13 protein-coding genes, 1 pseudogene and 1 riboswitch are annotated in these 22,147 nt (G+C 64.3%); of the genes and pseudogenes, 7 read left to right on the forward strand and 7 right to left on the reverse strand.

What is annotated here, in order from left to right; all coding sequences use genetic code 11:
• Nucleotides 1–434 (forward strand): annotated as a pseudogene (locus Q4E95_RS04865) (succinate--CoA ligase subunit alpha); the annotation flags it as partial.
• A 104-nt stretch (nt 435–538) separates the two neighbouring features.
• Here Q4E95_RS04865 and purU read toward each other — a convergent pair.
• The 5 genes from purU to Q4E95_RS04890 form a co-directional block, all read right to left on the reverse strand.
• Nucleotides 539–1,411: a formyltetrahydrofolate deformylase gene (purU, locus tag Q4E95_RS04870; protein ID WP_303382239.1), complete on the reverse strand. Its 873-nt coding sequence runs from the start codon at nt 1,409–1,411 to the stop codon at nt 539–541.
• 712 nt (nt 1,412–2,123) lie between these two features.
• Nucleotides 2,124–3,290, reverse strand: a complete 1,167-nt coding sequence (locus tag Q4E95_RS04875; protein WP_303382240.1) for a VIT1/CCC1 transporter family protein — start codon at nt 3,288–3,290, stop codon at nt 2,124–2,126.
• A 108-nt stretch (nt 3,291–3,398) separates the two neighbouring features.
• A complete protein-coding gene (locus Q4E95_RS04880; RefSeq protein ID WP_303382241.1) occupies nt 3,399–4,616 on the reverse strand; it encodes a benzoate/H(+) symporter BenE family transporter in 1,218 nt (405 codons plus the stop codon).
• Nucleotides 4,617–4,712: 96 nt separating this feature from the next.
• Nucleotides 4,713–5,258: a hypothetical protein gene (locus tag Q4E95_RS04885; RefSeq protein WP_303382242.1), complete on the reverse strand. Its 546-nt coding sequence runs from the start codon at nt 5,256–5,258 to the stop codon at nt 4,713–4,715.
• 153 nt (nt 5,259–5,411) lie between these two features.
• Complete coding sequence (locus Q4E95_RS04890) at nt 5,412–8,405, reverse strand: DEAD/DEAH box helicase (RefSeq protein WP_303382243.1); 2,994 nt, start codon at nt 8,403–8,405, stop codon at nt 5,412–5,414.
• A gap of 151 nt (nt 8,406–8,556) precedes the next feature.
• Here Q4E95_RS04890 and Q4E95_RS04895 point away from each other — a divergent pair, with 151 nt between their 5' ends.
• The 4 genes from Q4E95_RS04895 (at nt 8,557) to Q4E95_RS04910 (ending at nt 17,148) form a co-directional block, all read left to right on the forward strand.
• Nucleotides 8,557–11,694: a hypothetical protein gene (locus tag Q4E95_RS04895; RefSeq protein WP_303382244.1), complete on the forward strand. Its 3,138-nt coding sequence runs from the start codon at nt 8,557–8,559 to the stop codon at nt 11,692–11,694.
• Between the two features lie 162 nt (nt 11,695–11,856).
• Nucleotides 11,857–14,019 carry a choline BCCT transporter BetT gene (gene betT, locus Q4E95_RS04900; protein WP_303382245.1) on the forward strand — a complete coding sequence of 721 codons (2,163 nt, stop codon included), beginning with the start codon at nt 11,857–11,859 and terminating at the stop codon, nt 14,017–14,019.
• Nucleotides 14,016–15,509 carry an aldehyde dehydrogenase family protein gene (locus Q4E95_RS04905; RefSeq protein WP_303382246.1) on the forward strand — a complete coding sequence of 498 codons (1,494 nt, stop codon included), beginning with the start codon at nt 14,016–14,018 and terminating at the stop codon, nt 15,507–15,509. Before betT ends, Q4E95_RS04905 begins: the two co-directional genes overlap by 4 nt.
• A 52-nt stretch (nt 15,510–15,561) precedes the next feature.
• Nucleotides 15,562–17,148 carry a GMC family oxidoreductase gene (locus Q4E95_RS04910; RefSeq protein WP_303382247.1) on the forward strand — a complete coding sequence of 529 codons (1,587 nt, stop codon included), beginning with the start codon at nt 15,562–15,564 and terminating at the stop codon, nt 17,146–17,148.
• 31 nt (nt 17,149–17,179) lie between these two features.
• Here the strand turns inward: Q4E95_RS04910 and Q4E95_RS04915 are convergent, their stop codons facing one another.
• Both Q4E95_RS04915 and Q4E95_RS04920 read right to left on the reverse strand, forming a co-directional pair.
• Nucleotides 17,180–17,476: a hypothetical protein gene (locus tag Q4E95_RS04915; protein ID WP_303382248.1), complete on the reverse strand. Its 297-nt coding sequence runs from the start codon at nt 17,474–17,476 to the stop codon at nt 17,180–17,182.
• 20 nt (nt 17,477–17,496) lie between these two features.
• Nucleotides 17,497–17,638: riboswitch (SAM riboswitch) on the reverse strand.
• Nucleotides 17,639–17,734: 96 nt separating this feature from the next.
• The gene (locus Q4E95_RS04920; protein ID WP_303382249.1) at nt 17,735–18,889 is read right to left on the reverse strand and encodes a glycosyltransferase family 1 protein; all 1,155 of its coding nucleotides are present in this window, start codon (nt 18,887–18,889) and stop codon (nt 17,735–17,737) included.
• Nucleotides 18,890–18,992: 103 nt separating this feature from the next.
• Here Q4E95_RS04920 and Q4E95_RS04925 point away from each other — a divergent pair, with 103 nt between their 5' ends.
• Complete coding sequence (locus Q4E95_RS04925; protein WP_303382250.1) at nt 18,993–20,927, forward strand: DUF6350 family protein; 1,935 nt, start codon at nt 18,993–18,995, stop codon at nt 20,925–20,927.
• Nucleotides 20,928–21,371: 444 nt separating this feature from the next.
• Nucleotides 21,372–21,965 carry a phosphoribosylglycinamide formyltransferase gene (gene purN / locus Q4E95_RS04930; protein WP_303382251.1) on the forward strand — a complete coding sequence of 198 codons (594 nt, stop codon included), beginning with the start codon at nt 21,372–21,374 and terminating at the stop codon, nt 21,963–21,965.
• The last annotated feature ends 182 nt before the right edge of the window (nt 21,966–22,147 follow it).

Consider the following 22,147-nt stretch of genomic DNA (forward strand, 5'->3'; position numbering starts at 1 on the left):
GCAAGCTGGGCCTGGTCTCCAAGTCCGGCACCCTGACCTACCAGATGATGTACGAACTGCGTGATCTGGGCTTCACCTCCGCCATCGGTATCGGCGGGGACCCGGTCATCGGCACCACGCACATCGACGCGCTGGAGGCCTTCGAGGCTGATCCGGAGACCGAGGCCATTGTGATGATCGGTGAGATCGGTGGCGACGCAGAGGAGCGTGCCGCCGACTTCATCAAGACCAACGTGACCAAGCCGGTCGTGGGCTACGTTGCAGGCTTCACCGCTCCCGAGGGCAAGACCATGGGCCACGCGGGTGCCATTGTCTCGGGCTCCTCCGGGACCGCTGAGGCCAAGAAGGAAGCCCTTGAGGCTGCCGGCGTGAAGGTGGGCAAGACACCCTCCGAAACGGCACAGCTCATGCGCGAGATCTTCGCAGGCAAGTAAACCGCGCGTGCCCGGTTGATCAGGCCCGCAATGCGCCGACGCCGCTCGCCCACCTTGGTGGGGGAGCGGCGTCGGCGTTTGTGCGAGAAGTCTTGGGCAGGGTGTCAGGCGAGCACGATGGTGCGGTTGCCCGAAATGACCACTCGACCCTCCGCGTGCCATTTGACGGCGCGGGACAGCGCCTGGGTTTCGGCGTCGGAACCGGCCGCCACCAGATCGCTGGGGGTGTGGGCGTGATCCACGGGGATCACGCGCTGGGCAATGATAGGTCCCTCATCCAGATCCGACGTGACGTAGTGGGCCGTGGCCCCCACCATCTTCACGCCGCGGTCGTAGGCCTGGTGATAGGGCTTCGCGCCCTTGAACGACGGCAGGAACGAGTGGTGGATGTTGATGCACTTGCCGGACAAGGCACGGGTGAGATCATCGGAGAGAATCTGCATGTACCGGGCGAGAACCACGAGTTCGGTGTCGTAATGATCCACGAGTTCGAGCAGTTCCGCCTCCGCCGATCGCTTGGAATCCTTGGTCACGGGAATGTGGTGGAACGGGATGCCGTAAAAGTCCACGAGCGGCTGAAGGTCGGTGTGATTGGAGACGACCGCGACGATCTCGATGGGCAGCGCGTTGACTCGCTGGCGGTGCAACAGGTCCGTGAGACAGTGCGAAATTTTGGAGACCATGATCAGCACACGAGTCTTCTTGCGGGCATTGACCAGACGAAAGCGCATGCGGTGCTGGTCGGCCACCGGTTGGAAGCCTTCAACGAGGGACTCCGTGGTGACGGCTCCGGGGTTGCTCATGGTGTGGCACCGGATGAAGAACTCACTGTTGTGGCGGTCTGAGAAATGCTTCACGTCAAAGATGTCGCACCCTTGATTGGTGAGATTCGAGGCCACCGCACTGACCAGACCGTAGGCCTCGGGACAGTGGACGGTCAGGATGTGCTCATCGGGCGTGGACAGTGGGGCGAACATCGGCGGGGATCTCCTAGGGCAACAATGGGAACGACGCGTGCGGGGGCCGTAGCTGATCCTAGCGGGGCGTTGAGCCCGTGAGCCATGTGGGCCAGGCCGAGGGGCAGTGATCTTTCACGCGCGACACGGCGGAGATCTCGAATGGCATTGTGGAGCGTTTACAACCGGTGGCCGCGGGAGCGGACGGTAGGAGCCCGTCCGGCGCGGGGAGAGGTGCGCCTCTGTGAGAGAACCAGCGGCCACCGGCAGGCGTAAACGCCTCAACGGGATGAAGCCGTGGGCTGAGCGGCTATCAACGCAGGGCATCAGCCACAAAGCACCCCCCAGTGCGAGTGTGGTGATTTATCCCGTGCGAAGTCTCCCGTTGTGGTGGTTTCGAGAACCACAGAATAAAGAATATCGGAAATATGGGGTGTCCAGTTACCTTCCGATCGATCTGTGGAGACTTCGTAAGCTCTACGCCCCACCGATGAATACTATGGAATGTAGTTATTACCACGGCGTAACTGGAGGCGGGCTAGGCATGATGTCAATATGTACCCGCTGTCAAGGGAGTTTCCCCTCGCCAGAGCATGACTATTCATAATATGTGGGTGGAGTTTGTGGGCCAAAGTGGGGACAGGTCACGATAGGTTCTTTTCATACCGCGACCACGTGGGGAACCTTTCGTTTCCCGCTTCGACACCACCAGAACACTTTACGCCGGTGCTTCCTATGCGACGGTCGTATTAAAAGCCAAGCCCAAGACGTAGGTCGCAAGGGCCGCACTGTAACCGATGGCCAGTTGGCGCAGTCCGCGCTTCAACGGGGACGCACCCGAGAGCAGGCCAACGCAACCGCCGGTGAAGACCAACGCCAGACCCACCAGGAGCATGCCGACGATCAGCGCCGGACCGCCGCCCAGCCCGAAGAAGTAGGGAAGGAGGGGAACAATGGCGCCGGAGGCGAAGAAGCAGAAGCTGGACGCCGCCGCCCCCAGATCGGTTCCGAGTGCTTGGTTGTCCTCGGACTCTCTCGGGTCCTCCCGATCCGGTAGGCCAGGGTTCAGCGCCGCTCTGGCTTTGGCATCCTGGAAGGACAGCGAGGGATCGCAGTCGCAGTCGAAACGGCCCATGCGTTCCGCGGCGCGGTGTTCGGCGGCTTCCTCGGACATGCCTCTGGCCCGATAAATCAAGGTCAATTCGTTGGCGTCCAGGTCGAGTTCGGGAGCCACACTGAGCGTGACTTGGGTGGGGCGGGAGGCGTCCAGTAATTCGCGCTGTGAACGCACGGAGACGAACTCCCCGGCGCCCATCGACAGTGCGCCCGCCAAGAGTCCGGCAATTCCCGAGACCATCACGATCGAGCTAGAAACGCCCGTGGCGCCGATTCCCATGATGAGCGCGAGATTGGAGACCAAACCGTCATTGGCGCCGAACACTGCCGCGCGGAAATTTCCCGACAGTCTCGTGCGGCCATCCGTGGCCAGGGCGCGAATAATTTCCTCGTGGACGGCCTCATCGGCGGCCATAGCCTCCGTCGCATCCGGATCTTCACGGTACGGAGAGCGGGATTCCGCGCGTTGCAGCAGCGCCAGCACAAAGACTGTGCCGAAATGCTTGGCCAGGAACATGAGCGCCCTGGAACGCAGGGAAGGACGACCACGTTTTCCCCCGTGCGGGCCCAGGAGTCGGCGCCAATGTTCCGCGTGCCGGTCCTCTGCCACGGCGACCTGGTGCAGAATGTCACCCTGCTCAGCCGGGGCCCGGTCAGCGAGGTGCTGGTAAATCGCAGCTTCCGCGAGCTCGTCGGCCAAATAACGGCGCCACCGGCGGATCTGGGTCGGGGTAGGTTCGATTGACGGAGTGTGATCGGAATGGGGTGATTCTGGAAATCCCATGGGGCCAGAGTTTACGCCGCGCCCCGGATTCGGGTTTTCGGGACCCCGAATCACCGGAACGCGGGTGAGCGGGCCCACCGATGACTTTGTGCTACCCGGCCCGTCCGATCAGCGGGGGCGTCGCCGCAGAATGCCGAAGGATACTACGCCCACCAGAATTCCCCAGAAGGCCGAGACAATGCCGAATGGCTGGATGCCGGAGACGGTTACGACCAGCGTGATCAGGGCGGCCTCAATGACAGCCGGCTGGTAATTGCCCTGATGCATGGAGTCGAACATTGAGCCCTGCAGCGCACCGAGCAGGGCCACGCCGGCCAGCGCCGAGATCATGCCCGGCGGAATGGCGGAGAACAAGGTGACGATGGTGGAGGCGAAAGCGCCGAACACGATATAGAAGGCACCGCACGCGATGCCGGCGATATAACGACGCCGGTGCTCGGGGTGTGCTTCGGGGCTCGTGGCGATGCCCGCGGTCACGGCGGCCAGATTCAACGCATGGGATCCGAAGGGGGCGAAAAGGACGGAGGCGACCCCGCTCGCGCCCAACAGGCCGCGGTCATGGGGCGGGAAGTTCGCCGTTTTCATCATGGCCAGCCCGGGGGCATTCTGACCAGCGGCGGTCACGATGAGTAGCGGGATGGAGATACCGGCTATGGCGGCCCAGGAGAACGTGGGCATGGTCAGCACGGGGACGGTCAAACCGAAGTCCGGGGAGACGGACGTGATGGCCCCCGATATCCAGGCCACCGCTATCCCCGAGGCCATGGCCACGAACACTGCGTAGCGGGGGACGAAGCGCTTTCCCAAGAGGTAGCCGACCACCAGGGCGCCCGCGGGAGCGGGATTCTCGACCACGGATGGGGCAACTTGGATGGAGAAGGGCAAGAGCACACCCGCGAGGACGGCCGCCGTGATGGGTTTGGGAATTGCGTCCAGAATCTTGCCGAACAAGCCCGTGACGCCCAGCAGCAGACCCAGTATCGCCGTGACGATGTACGCGCCAATGGCGTCCGAGAAGGTGTAATTGCCCAGAGAGGTGATCAGCAGTGCCGCGCCGGGGATCGACCACGCCACCATGACGGGTTGCCGGAACCACCAGCTGCACAGCACGCAGGTGATTCCCGAACCCACGGAAATGGCCCACACCCACGACGCCGTCTGGGCGGAGCTCAGCTCGGCGGCCCGGGCTGCTTCCAGGACCACGAGCAAAGGGCCCGCGTAGGAGACGACCACGGCAACGAATCCGGCGAGAGTCGCCGACAGCGACCAGTCCCGGCGCAGCGACGGTCTGGGGCTGCGCTGACGTGGCTGGACTTCCGTGCTCATAGTTCTCCCGGTGGTAGGGAAATGGGTGGGCCTCAGCCCACCATATGGGGAAAATCACACCGGGGGAAATATGAATGAGGCATCATTTGATCTGACTCAAATATCAGTGTCCGTGGGACATTGCTCCGGGTTGATGACCGTCAGAGTTCCCGTGTGTCCTTCCGGGACCGGAAAACTTCCGGTGCCCCAGTGGAAGGCATACGGGTTGTTGCACGAGCGGCCGTGGCGCAGAGCGGTCAGAACCCGGCGAGCGGCCTCCTCGGGTGGATGCGGCCCCGAGGTCCACGGTTGATCGACGCCCAACGGCCGGCGCCAACCGGATGCCTCAAAGAACTCGGTGTGATGGGGCCACGCCTCGGGCGGTAGCTGACGGGCTGAACTGACGGCGCATTCCGCGCCACCGGGGCCCGTGCGAACCCACGCGGCGGGCGTGTCGGAGGTTGCGGGGGTGTGGTCGTACTCGATGACCAAGAAGTCATTCCACAGCAGTTGCGCAATGGCCACGGTGAGGAGATGCTCCAGTTCTTCCCACTCGGTGGCCGGAGGGCAGAGCTCCGTGACCTCGACCACTCCGATACCGGCCCGTTCAAGTCTGTGACGAGCCCCGGGGACCGGCGTCTCCGGGTTGACGGTGGGGGACATGAATTTCACTCCGTACGCAACAAACCGCGGCTGATCAGGGGGAATAATCGAGGATGACTGGTCGCAGCAAGGGTGCCGCTGTTGTTCACGGTAGCTATCCATGCGGGGCTGGTCGATACCCCGCGCAATTATGACTCAGCGTTGAACGGCGGTTCAGGGGGAGAGGAGCGTACGGATGTCGCTGGCCGTGATGGCGGAGGAAAATGCGCGCTCGTCGTCGAGGACCGCGGCGAAAAGATCGGCCTTGCGCTGCTTGAGTTCCATGACCTTCTCCTCAATGGTGTTCTCCGCAACCATGCGGTACACCATGACCTTCTTGGACTGGCCGATGCGGTGGGTCCGGTCCACGGCCTGGTTCTCCGTGGCGGGGTTCCACCACGGGTCCAGGAGATAGCAGTAGTCGGCTTCGGTCAGGTTGATACCGAAACCACCGGCCTTCAAACTCACCAGGAACACGGGTGCCCTGCCGCTGCGGAACGTCTCGAGCGCGCCCGCCCGGTCCCGGGTGGAGCCATCCAGGTAGCTGTACGGGATCTTGGCCTCGTCGAGCCTGGCTGCGACCAGTTTGAGGAAACTCGTGAACTGGCTGAACACCAGTGGGCGGTGGCCTTCCGCGACGATCTGGGGCAATTGTTCGAACAGCGCATCCAGCTTGGACGAGGACGCCGTGGACTCCGGGTCCACCAAAGCGGGATCCAGGGCCAGCATGCGCAGCGTGGTCAACGACTGGAAGATCGTGAAGCGATTGCGATCGAAATTCTGCAGCAACCCCAGGATTTTGGCCCGCTCCCGCTGCAACCGTCGGTCGTAGGCGGTGCGGTGGGCCTGGTTCAACCCCACGTGCTGCGTGTGTTCCAACTTGGGAGGCAGCTGCAGATCGACGTCGCCCTTGGTGCGGCGCAGCATGAACGGGCGGATCCGTGAGCGCAACCGCGCCAAGACCTCCGGATCCTGGGCGCGTTCAATGGGCGTCTGATAGAGCTCGGTGAACTTCTTCTTGGACGGGAACAATCCGGGGGCCGTCAACGAGAACAGGGACCACAACTCGGAGAGGTTGTTCTCCATGGGTGTGCCCGTAATGGCGAGCTTGAACCGGGACGAGAGGTCCTTCACCGCACGGTAGGCCTTGGTGCGCGGGTTCTTGACGAACTGGGCCTCATCCATGATCACCCCGGCCCATGGCAGGGACTGGTAAAGATCAGCTTCCAAACGCAGCAGCGTGTAGGAGGTGAGCACCACGTGAGCGCCGCGAGCGGTTTCCGGCAGATGCTGGCGCGTGGAGTTCATGGTCTCAATGGTCAACGACGGCGCGAAGCGCTTGAGCTCGGCCGTCCAGTTGGCGACCACGGACGTGGGCGCCACCACCAGGAACGGCGGCAGATCGGGATCCGCATCGCGTGCGCGGAGGATCGCGGCAATCGTCTGCACGGTCTTACCCAGTCCCATGTCATCGGCCAGGATGCCGCCCAAGGAGTGGTCCCACAGAAAACTGAGCCAGCGGTAGCCCTCGTACTGGTAGGGGCGAAGATTCGCCTGAAGGGACCCCGGTTCCGCGGGGGCCGGAATTTCCTGGAGGTTGGCCAGCGCGCGGACACCGTTGCGCCACTGTTCGGCCTGGTGGGTGTCCGTGGCGATGTCCTCGAACTGCTCCCACAATCCGGCCTGGTACCGGTTGAGGGACAGGGGCGCGTTCTTGTCCTCCTGAAGTGAGCGAGCCTCGGTGATCAGCTGCTTCAACCGGAGGAATTCGGGGCGGTCCAAGGGGAAATAGGAACCGTCCGGCATGAGCATGACGTCCTGGCCCACGTCCAGGGCCTGGAAGATGTCCGAGAACGGGACGTAGTGCTCGCCCACCCTGATGGTGACGCCCAGCCCGAACCAGTCCCGATGCTCAGTGGGCGCCGTGGACACGGTGATCTCGGGGGCGCGGGTCACTTCTTGATACGCGGGGATGCCGCCGGTTTCCTCGATGCGCAGGTCCGGGACCTTGTGCAACAGGGGCAGCCAGGCACGGATGAACCGCAGGGCGTCGGACGCCGCGTAGGAACTGCGCTTGAAGTCCAGTTCCGGAATCCTGCGGTGCACCGCCTGTACCACGGAGGATTCCCACCTGGATTCCCGGTTCACCGGTTCATCGGCCAGTGGATTCAGGGGCCGGAACGGCAGGCGGATACGGTCGCGGCCCTTCTGATACTCCCATTCCCACTCCACCCGTTCCGTGAGATCGTCGTGGTGCACCGTGAGCACCATTTCCGGATCGGCCACTTGGGGCAGCTCCAGGGAACCGTCCGTGGCGGTGACGTCCATGCTTTGATGCAGGCGTGGGAAATACCGTTCGAAGAATTCGTCCACTCCGTCACGAGGGATGGTGAGTTCTTCCGCTCGGTCCAGGAACGAGCGTTGCTGTTGATTCAACCGCGTGGCCAACGGGACCAGGTGCAGCGGGAACTGGTTGAGATCATCGGCCAGTTCCAGCTCGCGTGGCCGAGCCTCGGGGAAGAACAGGCCATGGCCCGGCTGCCCGATGATCCTGGTCCAGTGGAGCGGGACTTCGCTGTCGCCCATGACCAGGTGGGGGTACAGCTTGAGGGCCCCGTTCTCGTCCGAGCTGACACTGACCTCGAACCTGCCGGCCGGCCCCACGGAAACCTGCTGACCGGTGCCCTGCGAGACCAAGGGAATGCCGAGCGCCTCGGCGCGGTTGAGGATGGGCCACAGCAGGGGAGAGGTGTAACGCTCCATGTGTAGCTGGTGCCGGTCCACGGCGTACGAACCCCGGTGGGATTCGGACAGTGCTCTCAGTTCCTCGAACCAATCCAGCTGATCCTCGGTGAGTCGCCCGGAACGGGCATGATTGGCCAAATTGCCCCAGTCGATGCCGGTATGGATCCAACCGGAGCGTTGACCGCGAAGCGCCGGACGTGCCGTCAACGTGACCGGTACGGCGTTCTGGTCCTGCTGCCACGCGCGGGGACCGCGATGCTGCACCCGGGACAAGTTCAATTCCAAGGCGACCGAGGGGCCGTGCTCGGGGTCCGTCACCACCCGATCGTGATCTGAGCCGGGGACGATGCGGGACAGTTCGCTGCGCCAATCGGTTGTGAGCCCGGTGGGCCGAGCGCTCGCGAAATGTACGTCACCATCCATGCCAATTACCGTACCGCCCTCCGACGACACGCAAAGTGCACGCGTGGTGATGGCGGCTGTCACACCGGCGTCTCGAGGCGGCGTCGGAAACCTATACTCAAGATGAACCTGATTTATTGTCACCGCGCCACGGGGCGCAGACGGAGGATTTGTGGCAGACGCCGCCGGGCTCCACACGGGAGACCACGCCATTGCATCGGGACCCCAAGAAGTCGAGTATTTACGCTGGAACGACGCCGTGGCCAGGGCTTTCTGTGGCACACAGGCATCCGGTGAACTGGTCCATCTGGACCTGGACGACAAGACCCTCGAGCAGATCGGGGCGGAATTCGGTTTGGACGGGCCGTCCGCCCTGCGGGCCATGGCCGATTCCGTGACACCGTTGCTGGTGGTGGATGGCTCCCGCCGCTCGATGTTCGACTCCTTCAACAAGCTGACGGAGGCCTGGTACCGGGCGTCCAGGCGTCAGCTCAACGATCTCAACAGGATCGGCCCGCCACCCGTGGTGGCGTTGTTGGCCCTGTTCTCTCTGGCCGGGCGGCACATGTCCGCGCTCGCGGCCCGCACGGGAAACAAATCCGTGTCGGCGTTCTACCTTCCGTTGGCGATTTTATTGCAAGCCGGCCAGGACAACGTCAAGGCCCTGGAATCGGCCGTGCGCAAGGACTCCGAGATGTACTGGGACGCCCTGCGCTACTGGTTGGAACTCTTCGACGGGCAGGTCGGGTTGCCCTCCGCTCACGCGGTGAACCATCGACCCGTGGGACTGGCGTTGTCCCAGACGATGTTCGGCGAGGCCGAGCTGCGGCAGTTGCACCGCATGTTCGAAGACCTCGAGCTGACCACGGCTCAGGGGATGAGCGCCCAGGAACTGGGAATCTACGTGGATTTCTGGCTCGACATCGCGGACACGGATGTCTCCAAGGGCATGCGCCGCATCTGGTCCAACCCGCTCACTCGCGACGCCGGTCTCCAGGTCGCGTTGGCTCAGTTGGGCGCGTGGGAATCCTCCCGCGACGACGACGCCGCCATAGTGGTTGCCACCGAGCGGCGAGCATCGCGTCACCTGGGCCCCCGCAGTGTCAGCTTGTCCATGACGGACGGCACCGATTACGTGGGCAACCCGATTTTCGAGCTCGGGTTCGTGGTACCCAAGCGGATGATTTCCGGGCGCGAAGTGGAATTGGCCACCGAGGCCGGGCCGCGCACCATGTTCCTGTCCTACATCGGTGACGCGTACTTGGGGATCTCCGCGTACAACTCGCGCATGTCCAGCGAGACCCTGTTGTCCGGTGAACTCCAGCTCAGCAACGGTGACACCGCCATCACGCGTAATCCGCGGCCGGTCGTGGTGTTCGCTAAGGATGCCTACTCGGACACGTTCATCTCGGTGGATCACATTCCTGCCGCGTGGCCGTCACGGATCTTGGTGCAGAACAAACCCGAGTGGGTTGAGCAGATCACCGCCATTCTTGATGACTCGGCCTCGCCGGACTACCGCATGGTGGGCCCCGGGGAGAACGGCCTGCCCGAGGACTGGGTGCTGTTCGACGATGTCCAGGTGCTGCGCGCCGGTGATCCGATGCTCACGGTCAACGACAACTTCTCCGGGCTGGTACCCCGCCTGGTTCCGGCCGTCACGCTGTCCGGTGGCCTGCGCATCCCGGGGGACGTGAGCCGGTTCTCGGCGTTGCGGCCGCCGCAGATCACGGTCACCTCCGATTCCGACGATCCGCTGTCGCTGGAATGCGAATGGCGGAACCCGCACTCGTTCAAGCTGATGTCCACCAAATTATCGGCCCCTCGAGTGCCACCCTTCCAGGTGAGCTTGGAGGGCTCGGACCTGATGCGGGACAACAAGACGCTCAAACCCAATGACTACACGCTGGTGCTCAAGGCTGGGCGCACCGTGAAGCAGCGCCTGGAATTCCGCGTCCGTGACAGCTCCTTCTACATCACCCAGCGCTCACTGGGCTACGAAGGTGAAATGGTGCACGTGGCGCGGGAGCCGTTGTGGCCCGTCACCTCCACCACCCTGGACGAACTGCCGGATGAATATGTGCAGGGTTCCTTCGACAACATGGACTCGGTGGAACTGGAACCGGACGCGCTGGGCGTGGAGGTTCCCGAGATCGCGGGCTGGCATTCGGCCGAGGGTCTCATGTACCCCGAGCGCAGCAATGAGCTTCCCGCACCCGAGGGCGCATCCTGCCTGCTCACCGGCAAGCACAAGGTGATCCTGCCGCCCATGGACCCCAAGGCCAAGGCGCCGTGGATCTTTGGGCGCTGCCGCCATTGCGGGCTCACCAAGCGCTACCCCGGGCGGCTCACCAAGCTGTCGGCGGTCGGTCAGACCGGTTCGGTGGAGTCCTTGCAGTTCATTGGTCCCGACTACAGCGACTACCCCGGATCCTGGGCACCTCTGAAGGACGCGCTGACGTTCCTGGGTGGCGGCAAACGGGGGAGCCTGTCGATCATCGCCCGCCAGGCCGAGGACTCCGAGCGCTTCGAAGAGTGGTTCGTGGGGCATTTGCAGGCACTGGGCTTCCTGGAAGTCATTCGTGACGGTAACTGGACCGTGCGTCGCTGGCAGGTCTGCTCACCCGCGTTGACACAGTTGGTGGATGGTTCCGTGCTGCTCACCGGTGGTTGGCGTGCGGAGCAGGAGGAGACGGTGACCGCCGCCGCGGAATCACTCGGTGCAGAGGTTGTGGTGCTGTCCCCCGAGGATCACGCGACCACACTGTTGCAGGACGTGGACCTGGATGCTCTGCGTGACGAGCTACCCGATGGCATGTGCGATGTGGTCTACGAGGCGGGACCCGTCATGCTCGACACGTTGCCACCACTGTCTTCGGTGGTGGACTCGTTGCCGCTGATCGAGATGCAGTACAACGGCGTGGCCGAGCATTTCGTGCCCGAGGACGCCACGTGGGAGGCCACGGAGAACCGTAATCAGGCGGGGTTGTTCCGCATTAATCACCACCACCGCACTCGTTACGCGTTCCGTACCGAGGCCGACGTCGCCTCGGGCCACGCCCGCCCGGTGTCCTCCGCCCTGGGCAAGCACTTGGCCGCTCGGGACGCCGGAACGCCGTTGGTCAGTCACGACTCGGAGCTCCAGTTGTTGTCCGTGCCGATCGGCGCGGAGTTGCCGGGGCTTTACGGTCGGGCCGCGGTGCTGTGTTCCGGTCTGTTGCCGACCAAGGTGGACGAGGACTTCTCCTTGAACTACGGGGACATCTCCGACGAGTTCGCGAGCGCACTGGTGGCCAAACTGCTGGCCTGAGGTTCGTCCGGAATGCGAAAGCGCCGCCTTGGCCCGGCAAGGCGGCGCTTTCGCGTACGGGTTCGCCTACAGTGGAGACAGCTGTAACTTAGTACCGAGTGGTAATCAGACGTCTCGAACCCCGGGTTGTTCCTCGTCCGACCCGAACCAGCGAACGGAATCATGAGTGATTCCTCGACCCTGTCCAGCGCGCATTCCGGATCGTCAGCATCGGTGCCCTCCGACCCACCTCCCGGCGGACCACCCGAGGGGAACACCAAGATTCCGGTCAACTGGCGCGTCCTGGTGGCCTCCGGGGTGCTGATCATTGCCTTCTCGGCGTGGGCCATGCTTGCTCCCGCGCAGGCGGACACCGTGATCGGTGGTGTCGTGGCCTGGGTGGCCAAGTACCTCGGCTGGTTCTACATCCTCACGGCCACCCTGGTCATCGTGTTCGTGGTGATCGTGGCCGCCAGCAAACAGGGCAACATCAAAATGGGTCCCGACCACGCAAAACCGCAGTTCAACATGTTCACGTGGACGGCCATGCTCTTCGCCGCCGGGATTGGCGTGGATCTCATGTTCTTCTCCGTGTCCGAACCGGTGAGCCAGTACTACGCACCCCCTGTGGGTGAGGGACAGAACCTGGAGGCCGCGCGCCAAGCGGTCGTGTGGACCCTGTTCCACTACGGCATCACCGGGTGGGCCATGTACGCCTTGATGGGAATGGCCTTCGGATATTTCGCCTACCGGTTCGGTATGCCCCTGAGCATTCGTTCGGCGTTGTACCCGTTGATCGGTAAACGCATCCACGGTCTCGCGGGCGATGCCGTGGACACGGCCGCCCTGCTGGGCACCATCTTCGGTGTGGCCACCTCGTTGGGCATTGGCGTGGTGCAACTGAACTTCGGCCTGCAGTTCTTGTTCGGGGTTCCCGAGAACCTGGCGGTGCAATCGGCATTGATTGCACTGGGGGTCCTGATGGCCGTTGCCTCGTGTGTTTCGGGTGTGGACAAGGGCATTCGGCGGCTGTCCGAGTTGAATATCATTCTGGCCATCGGCCTGATGTTGTACGTGCTGATTGCCGGCCGCACGGCGTTCCTTCTGGACGCGATCGTGATGAATATCGGTGACTTCCTGGCGCGCTTCCCCGACATGAGCCTGAACACGTTCGCCTTTGAAGCACCCCAGGAATGGATGAGCGGCTGGACCCTGTTCTTCTGGGCGTGGTGGATCGCGTGGGCCCCGTTCGTCGGGTTGTTCCTGGCGCGGATTTCCCGCGGCCGTACGCTGCGCCAGTTCGTGGTGGGTACCATGACGGTCCCGTTCGCGTTCATCCTGCTGTGGATCTCGATCTTCGGCAACTCAGCGCTGGATCTGGTGGTCGGCGGGAACGATGCCTTCGGTGAGGTCGCCGTGAGTACACCCGAGCGGGCCTTCTACTCACTGCTCGCGGAATACCCCGGCGTGACCATTGCGGCCTCGATCGCCACGTTCACCGGGCTGTTGTTCTACGTGACCTCGGCCGATTCCGGCGCGCTGGTCATGAGTAACTTCACCTCGAAGATCGAGGATCCCAATCAGGACGGGCCCAAGTGGTTGCGCGCGTTCTGGGCGATCGGCACCGGTGTGCTCACCCTGGCCATGCTGCTCGTGGGCGGGGTGACCACGCTGCAGAACGCCACCCTGATCATGGGTCTGCCCTTCTCCGTGGTCATGTACATGATCATGATCGGCCTGTGGCGGGCCCTACGGGTGGAGGCCAGCAGCGCGGAGTCCAATGCGACCGCCAGCCGCTCGGTCGTGGCCAGCAGGACCGGGCGCGAGATGCATTGGCGCTCGCGGTTGACCCGGCTGGGCAACTACCCGGGCGCGCGCACCGCACAACGCTACATTCACGACGTCGCCGCGCCCGCCCTGAACACGCTGGCCGTGGGACTGCGGGAATCCGGGGTGGACGCCACGGTGGAATGCACGCCCATCCCGGACAATGCTTCGGTGGATCAGGTGTGCCTGCACGTGACCTTGGCGCCCGAGCGTGACTTCACGTACCAGGTGTACCCCGTGGCGTTTCCCACACCGGGCTTCGGTGGTTTCCGCACCAACCCGGACTCGGACCAGTATTACCGGTTGGAGGTGTTCGCCGCGACCGGTTCCATGGGCTATGACGTACTCGGATACACGCAGGACCAGTTGATCAATGACGCCCTGGACGGCTACGAGCGACACCTGGAATTCATTCGAATCAATCACGAACACCCCGGAAGCACTCAGATTGGTCTGACCACGTCCGAGACCATTACCTGGGGTGAAGACTTCTCTGAATCCAAGGAGGAAACACGATGAGCAACACCTTGTACATTGACGGCCAGTGGGTCCCCGCGCTCGACGGCGGCACCCGAACCATCACGTGCCCCGCGGACGGTACCGAGGTTGCGGTGGTCGCCGAGGCCACCGGCCAGGACACCGAGCGCGCCATTGCCGCAGCTCGTGCCGCCGCCGACGACGAACGCTGGGCAAGCGTTCCCGCCCCGGAACGCGGCAGCTTCCTGCTGCGCGTCGCGGTAAGCCTGCGCGAGCGCAGCGAAGAGTTCGCCCTGGCCGAGTCCAAGGACACGGGCAAGCGGATCGACGAGTCCCGCCAGGACATGTCCGACATCGCCAATTGCTTCGAGTACTTCGGCAAGATCGCCGCCGTGGACGCCGGGCGCATCATCGACGCCGGGGACCCGGACGTGCTCAGCCGCGTGGTCCACGAACCCGTGGGTGTGTGCGGGATGATCACCCCGTGGAACTACCCGTTGCTGCAGGCCGCGTGGAAGATCGCACCGGCATTGGCCGCGGGCAACACGTTTGTGCTCAAGCCGGCCGAACTCACCCCGCACACCTCGATCCTCATGATGCGGGTGCTCGAGGACCTCGGGCTGCCCGCGGGTGTGGGCAACCTGGTGCTGGGTGCCGGCGCGCAGGCGGGTGCACCGCTGTCCAGCGATCCGCGCGTGGACCTCGTCTCCTTCACCGGCGGCCTGGTGACCGGTCGTGTGATCGCTGCCGAGGCGGCGTCGACGGTCAAGAAGGTGGCCCTGGAGCTGGGCGGTAAGAACCCCAACGTGATCTTTGCCGACGCGGATTACGACGCCGCCCTGGACAACGCGCTCAACGGCGCCTTCATCCACTCCGGCCAGGTCTGCTCGGCCGGGGCGCGCTTGGTGATCGAGGAATCCATGGCCGAGAAGTTCGTGACCGACCTGGTGCGCCGAGCCGAACAAATCCGGTTGGGCGGGCCGTTCGATGAGAAGGCCGAGACCGGCGCGTTGATTTCCGAAGCCCACCGCGACAAGGTCCACGCCTACGTGGAGCGGGCCCGTGAGCAGGGCGCACGGGTGCGTTGCGGCGGTGGCTTCGCGGAAGGACCGTCGGCGGACGGTTCGCTGGATTTGAGCGACGGCGTGTTCTACCTGCCCACCGTGATCGACCAGTGCACTCGGGAAATGGACTGCGTGCATGACGAGGCCTTTGGCCCCACCGTGACCGTGGAGACCTTCCGCACCGAGGAAGAAGCAATCGTGATCGCCAACGACACCAACTACGGACTGGCCGGTGCGGTGTGGACCCAGGACGCGGGCCGTGCACAGCGCGTGGCCGGCAAACTGCGCCACGGCACCGTGTGGATCAACGACTTCGGCCCGTATCTGCCGCAGGCGGAATGGGGCGGCATGAAGCACTCCGGTGTGGGGCGCGAACTGGGCTTCCACGGTCTGGCCGAGTACCAGGAGACCAAGCACATCTACCAGAACACCCGCCCCGCGGTGACCGGTTGGTTTGCCGAACGCTGAGTCGTTTCGCTGGACCTCACCGACCACGGAACAACGACCCATGGGAGAAACCGTGACCACCACAGAAAACGTGGCTACCTACGATTACATTGTTGTCGGAGCAGGCTCGGCGGGCGCCGTGATCGCGGCGCGCCTGAGCGAGAACCCGGACGTGAGCGTGGCCCTGCTCGAAGCGGGCGCCCATGATGAGAACGTGCCCGAAGTTCTGACGCTCAACCGCTGGATGGAGCTGCTGGAATCCGGTTACGACTGGGACTACCCGATCGAAGCGCAGGAGAACGGTAACTCCTACATGCGTATGGCCCGCGCCAAGGTGCTGGGTGGGTGCTCGTCCCACAACTCATGCATTGCGTTCTGGGCCCCGTCCGAGGACATCGACGAGTGGGAATCCACCTTCGCAGTGGAGGGCTGGAACGCGGAGATGGCATTCCGGCTGTACAAGAAACTCGAGAACAACGAGGATCCCGGTTCCCACCACGGCCATGACGGACCGGTGCGGTTACGCCAGGTCCCCGCCGTGGACCCGTGCGGCGTGGCGGTGCTCGACGCCGCCGAACAGGCCGGGATTCCGCGCGCGGACTTCAACACCGGCAAGACGGTGACCCAGGGCGCGAACTTCTTCCAGATCAACGCGCGCGAGGACGGTACCCGAGCGTCGTCGTCGGTGAGCTACCTGCACCCGATCCGGGAGCGTACGAACCTCACCGTCCTGACCGGCACCCAGGCCAAGCGCATTGTCTTCGACGAGAACCGGCGTGCCACCGGCGTGGAGATCACGGATGACGCTTTTGGTCGCGCTCACGTGCTCTCGGTCAACCGCGAGGTGGTCGTCTCCGCCGGCGCCATCGACACGCCCAAGCTGCTCATGCTCTCGGGCATCGGCCCGGCCGAGCATCTCACCGAGGTGGGCGTGGACGTGCTCGTGGACTCCCCGGGTGTGGGTTCACACCTTCAGGATCACCCCGAGGCCGTGATCCAGTGGGAGGCCAAACAGCCCATGGTGGAGGACTCCACCCAGTGGTGGGAGATCGGCCTGTTCGCCCAGGTGGATGACGGCCTGGACCGCCCGGACCTGATGATGCATTACGGCAGCGTGAACTTCGACATGCACACGTTCCGCCACGGTTACCCCACCGCGGACAACGCCTTCTGCCTGACCCCCAATGTCACACACGCCCGTTCGCGCGGCACCGTGCGTCTGCGCACGCGTGATTACCGGGACAAGCCCCGGGTGGATCCCCGGTACTTCACCGATCCCGAGGGTTACGACCTGCGGATCATGACCGCGGGCATTCGTAAGGCGCGGGAGATCGTCGCGCAGTCCGGGCTCTCCGAATGGGCCGGCGAGGAACTCTTTCCGGGTCAGGACGTACAGACGGACGAGGAGATCGCCGAGTACATCAAGCGCACCCACAACACCGTGTACCACCCTGCTGGTTCCTGCCGGATGGGCCCGGTCGAGGATCAGGAGTCACCGCTGGATCCCCAACTGCGTGTCAAGGGTGTGAGCGGGTTGCGCGTGGCCGATGCGTCAGTGATGCCGGAACTGGTGACCGTGAATCCCAACATCACGGTCTTCATGATCGGCGAGCGCGCCGCGGAGCTGATTACCCAGGATCAGGAGCTGCCCGCGCACTAGGCGCGGCGTGAGAACACGGATGAGGCCCCGATCAGGCGCTGAGCGCCACCGGTTTCGGTTCCAGCTTGTAGAACGCAATGCCACCGGAAACGTTGGACGCCCCGGGAACCAGTAGTTGCCGGTACTTCTCGCACCACTGGGCGCGGCCTCGATTGTGGGCGGCAGCGTGGGCCAGGGCTCGAACGTTGTTGCTCAGATATTCGTGGATGTCCCCGTTTGATTCTATGAGACGCACCATGTGGTGGTCGGGGTCGATGTCGACGGTGACGTCAACCCATTGTTCTCGAGGGGACTCGGTCTTTGTGCGTAATTGTTGAATGTTCTTCATCAGTAGTGTGCCTTCGTACAGGGAGGTTCTTGCTGCGCACGCGGTTGCGCCCCAGCCGCTTCGTCATCCAAACCACCCCTGAACCAAGGGTTGGCGTGCGCCGGGTTGGAGCCCGACAGGTGTGCGGTTTCAACACCGAACACCAGAGCGCATCTCGTGAAGCTGGATTCGAGCGTAGCGGGTCGACGGCATGGGAAACCAGGGGGTGACATATAACGTCACCAAAAGTTAACCAACGAATGGATTGTGCACCACCGATCAGGAGGTGGTTGTGGAGAACCTGCGCGCGCGGGAGGCCACGGTTTGCGCCTGTGCATAGTGCTCCATGAGCTGATCACACACGGCGGTCCACGTGCGGGTCTGCACGGTGTCATACGCAGTGCGGGAGAAAGCGGCGCGTTTAGCGTTGTCACCCACGAGGTCCGCCACACGAGCGCGGAGCATTTCGGTATCGCCGGGCTTGTACAGCCAACCGTTGCGGGATGAATCGACAAGGTCCACGGGTCCTCCCCGACCGACCGCCACCACGGGTACCGCGCTGGCCATGGCTTCCTGGATCGTCTGGCAGAAGGTTTCGTGTTCACCGGAGTGGACGAACACGTCCAGGGAGGCCATGGCGGTGGCCAATGCGTCACCGTCCAGGAATCCCGCGAAGTGCGCGTTGGGAAGCAACGTGCGCAACTTCTCCTTCTCCGGCCCCGACCCGATGATCACCAGTCGGGTGTCGGGCAGCGAGTCCAGCACCACGAGGTCCTGAACCTGTTTCTCGGGTGCCAGACGACCCACGTAGCCCACGAGCTTGCGCCCGCCGCCCACGCGTTCGCGCCAGTCCTGATCGCGGCGAGTTGGATCGAACCGGCGAGTGTCCACCCCGCGCCGCCACATCCGCACACGCTGCACACCGTGTTCATGCAACTGGGAAATGGAGGCCGTGGACGGCGCCAGGGTCAGGGTCGAGGAATTATGCATGTTCCGCACGTGGCTCCACAACACGTTCTCCAGAACGGGCGCACCGTACCGCGCCGCGTATCCGGGGATGTCCGTCTGGTAAATGGTGGCGCACGGCAATCCCAAGTTCCTGGCCGCCTGAATGGCCTGCCACCCCAGGACGAAGGGCGAGGCCACGTGAACGACGTCCGGCTGGAAACGGGTCAGGATTCGTTGCATGCGGGCGACCGTGCAACTGGCCACCCGGACGTCCGGGTATCCGGCGAGCGGAATGGACGCAATGCGTTGGACCCTGACACCGTCCATGGTGTCCACGGATCCCAGGGAGCTGAGTTTGTCGTAGGACGGGGCAATGACCATGGCCTCGTGGCCCTGCGCCCGCAGATGGTCCAGGACTCGAACCACGGAATGCGTCACGCCATTGATGTGTGGGAGGAACTGTTCGGCAACCACTGCGATTCTCACGATTAATACGGTGGCCCGGTCGGGTCACCGGATGCCCACGCCCCGGTGACCTGTCGGTGAAGTCTGGGCCAACTCCGGCGGGGACGTGGAAAGATGGGGGGCGATGAACTTCCCCACCTTTTCCAACACCCTGCCCGGGGTCCGCGAGCGCTCGCAGCGCCGCCGAAACAGTGACCCCGGGGATTCACCCACCACACCGCCCTCGCCCGGCTCTCCCCAGGGTGGCCGCGAGGGCGGATTCCCCATGCCCCTTTGGTTGCAAGGAGTGATTGAACTCATGGCCGTGGCGGCCGTGAGCCTGTTGCTCACCGGGGTGGTGATGGCGGCGGTGTGGCTGGCCGGTGGCTTCGATTCATTGGGTGTGCTGGGTGGATTGCAGCTCGCGGGTCAGGTGTGGTTGGTGGCGCACTGTACGCCGTTGACCATGGCGGCGATCCAGGGCATCGACCTGTCCTCAGGGGGTGGAACTCTCACCCTGGTCCCCTTGGGTCTCACCCTCATACCGTTTGCACTGTCGGTCATTGCGGGGAGGAGGATTGCCCGCGCGTGCTGGCGCGGCCAGTTCCTGATCCCCTTCTTCGCCGGCATGGTCAGCTACGCGCTGATCGGTGCCCTCGTGGCGCTCGTGAGTAGCACCGAACACGTGTCGGTCAGCGTGCCGGCCGGGGCGGTGTTCCCCTTGATTCCCGCGGGCCTGGGGACGTTGGTCGGCGGGTGGAGCGTTTCGCGCTCGCTCGCCGCGATCCTGGGTGCCGACGCCGCATCGTGGATCCAGCGCACCAGCCAGTACTCCAGGTGGGCGGGTTCCTACCTCTGGGCAGTGGTACGCGCGGGGTTCCTGTCCGCAGTGGCCGTGATCGCCGCGGGTGCACTGGTCACCGCGGTAACGCTGGTGTGGAACTGGGACCGGATCATTGCTGTGTACCAGCAATTGGGCACGGGCGCCGCCGGTGACACCGCCCTCACGGCACTGCAGTTCGGCTACCTGCCCAACATGGTCGTGTGGGCTGCCGCTTGGGTCAGCGGGGCCGGATTCTCGATCGGGGAGGGCGCACTCGCCTCCCCGTTCGAGAATTCACTGGGTGCGCTGCCGCAGTTCCCGCCGTTCGCAGCCCTGCCGGAGGGTGATCCATGGGTCTATGCCTCCGCCGTGGTGGTGCTACCGGTCCTCGCCGGAGTGCTCGCGGGCTGGTGGTTCCTGCGCGAGGGCGAGAACCACCTGGACGACTGGATGGCCATCAGGTTGCCCATGCGGTGGTTCACGTTCATTCTGTCGACCCTGCTGACCGTTGCGTTCATCGCCGCGATCGGTGCGGGCCTCGTGGCATTGCTCGCGTGGTTGTCCCACGGGTCGCTGGGCCTGGGGAGGCTCACGGACCTCGGGCCCAATGCGTGGCACGTGTTCCTGTGGACCGGCGCCGAAATCACTGCCGGCGGTGTGATCGGATACATCCTGGGCCCGTGGCTCGAACGCGAGGGCTATCGGAAGAACCCGTGGAACAGTTCTCTGGAAGAGCCGCCCCAGGGTGATTCTGATCCCGAAGACCGGCGGCGCCACGGCGCGGAAGTCTCCGGCGCTGCCCGGGCCGCCAAGGTGGAAGCCAAGCAGGCCAGGAAGGCGGAAGCCCGGCAGAGGCGCGCGGCCAAGAAATCAGCCAAGCGAAAGGCCGCCCGGCTGCGAGTCCCCGGGGCGGACGCGCGGCCCGATAGTCAGGAACCGTTGCAGACCGGAAATCCGGCGCAGTCCCGGCCCCGGACCGACGAGACCCGGACCGGAACTGGTTCGAGCGGCGTCGGCGGCGACCGGAACCGCGTTCCGTGGGATGCGAACGGGTCGACGGCGGTGACCGCTCAGGAGGCGGGTGAAGCGGAGCCAACCACGGCGGACGGCGCCGGTGTGGCCGTGTTCGACAGTGGCTGGGCGGATTCGGGAGACTCGGCCGATGCGGGGGACTCCGACGCGGTGGGCGATGCCGACGGCGTGGGCCCCGGCGATGATTCCCCCGGACCGGTCTCCAACTCCGTGCCGGAGAGGTAATTCCAAATGTTGTCCGTGAGCTGACGCTGACAGTGGCTGGTGGAGGACAGCGTCAGGGCAGAGGAGGCGCACTCCTGGTAGACCTGCGAGGCCGGCCACACGGCCAAGCGCGCCCCGCCGCCAAAGGCATTGAACGCGCCCCACACTATGGCCAGGATGGCCAGGAACGTGATGAACAACCGGGGCTGCACTGTGCGGGACGTGCTCAGCACCACAATGCCCAGGACAACGGCGGCCAACGCCATGACCACGCCCACGGCCGTGGACCACACGTGACCGGTCACCAGGGCGGAGGACAACAGGGCGAGTCCCGCTGCCAAACCGGAAAGCCTCAAACGGGAGGACGCGTGTGCTGTGTCTGGGCTGTCGGAATCTTGCATGATCTCCACTGTAAGGCAGCGGCCGGGTCCGGGCGGACCGCGGAAAATCGTTAGCATGATCGGTATGCGACTCGTGGTCATGGTTTCCGGTTCCGGTACAAATTTGCAGGCAATCATTGATGCGCTGCACAAGGGCGACGTGGACGTGGACATCGTGGCGGTCGGCGCGGACAAACCCTGCGCCGGCCTGAAACGCGCGGAAGCCGCCGGGATCGACACGTTCCTGGTGCCGCTGGCGAACTACCCGGAGCGGGAGCAGTGGAACCGGAGCCTGGAACGCGCCATTGCCGGCTACAACCCGGACCGCGTGGTGTTCGCCGGATTCATGCGCATCGTGGACGCCCACCTGGTGGCGCGTTTCGCCGGCAGGATCATCAACACGCACCCCTCGCTCCTGCCGTCGTTCCCGGGCGCGCACGCCGTGCGGGACGCCCTGAACTTCGGTGTCAAGGTCACCGGTGCCTCAGTGCACGAGGTCGTGGCCGACGTGGATGCCGGCCCGATCCTGGCCCAGGCGGCCGTGCCGGTCACCCCGGAGGATACCGAGGAAACCCTGCATGAACGCATCAAATCCGCCGAACGCGGTCTCCTCGTGAATGCCCTGGCGACACTGAGCCGCGAGGTTACCTTTGATCGACCCGGTGAAGAGCAGTCGTAGACTTTTCTGTGGCACCGGCACCACCCCTACATCTCCTGGAGTTTTTGTGAATTCAATTCAGCTGGACCGCGTACCCCTCAAGCGCGCCTTGATTTCCGTGTATGACAAGACCGGTCTGGCGGAGCTTGCGCGCGGCCTGCACGAGGCCGGGGTGAGTATCGTCTCGACCGGTTCCACGGCGC

The organism is Kocuria sp. (genome assembly GCF_030536815.1).
Classification (GTDB): domain Bacteria; phylum Actinomycetota; class Actinomycetes; order Actinomycetales; family Micrococcaceae; genus Kocuria; species Kocuria gwangalliensis.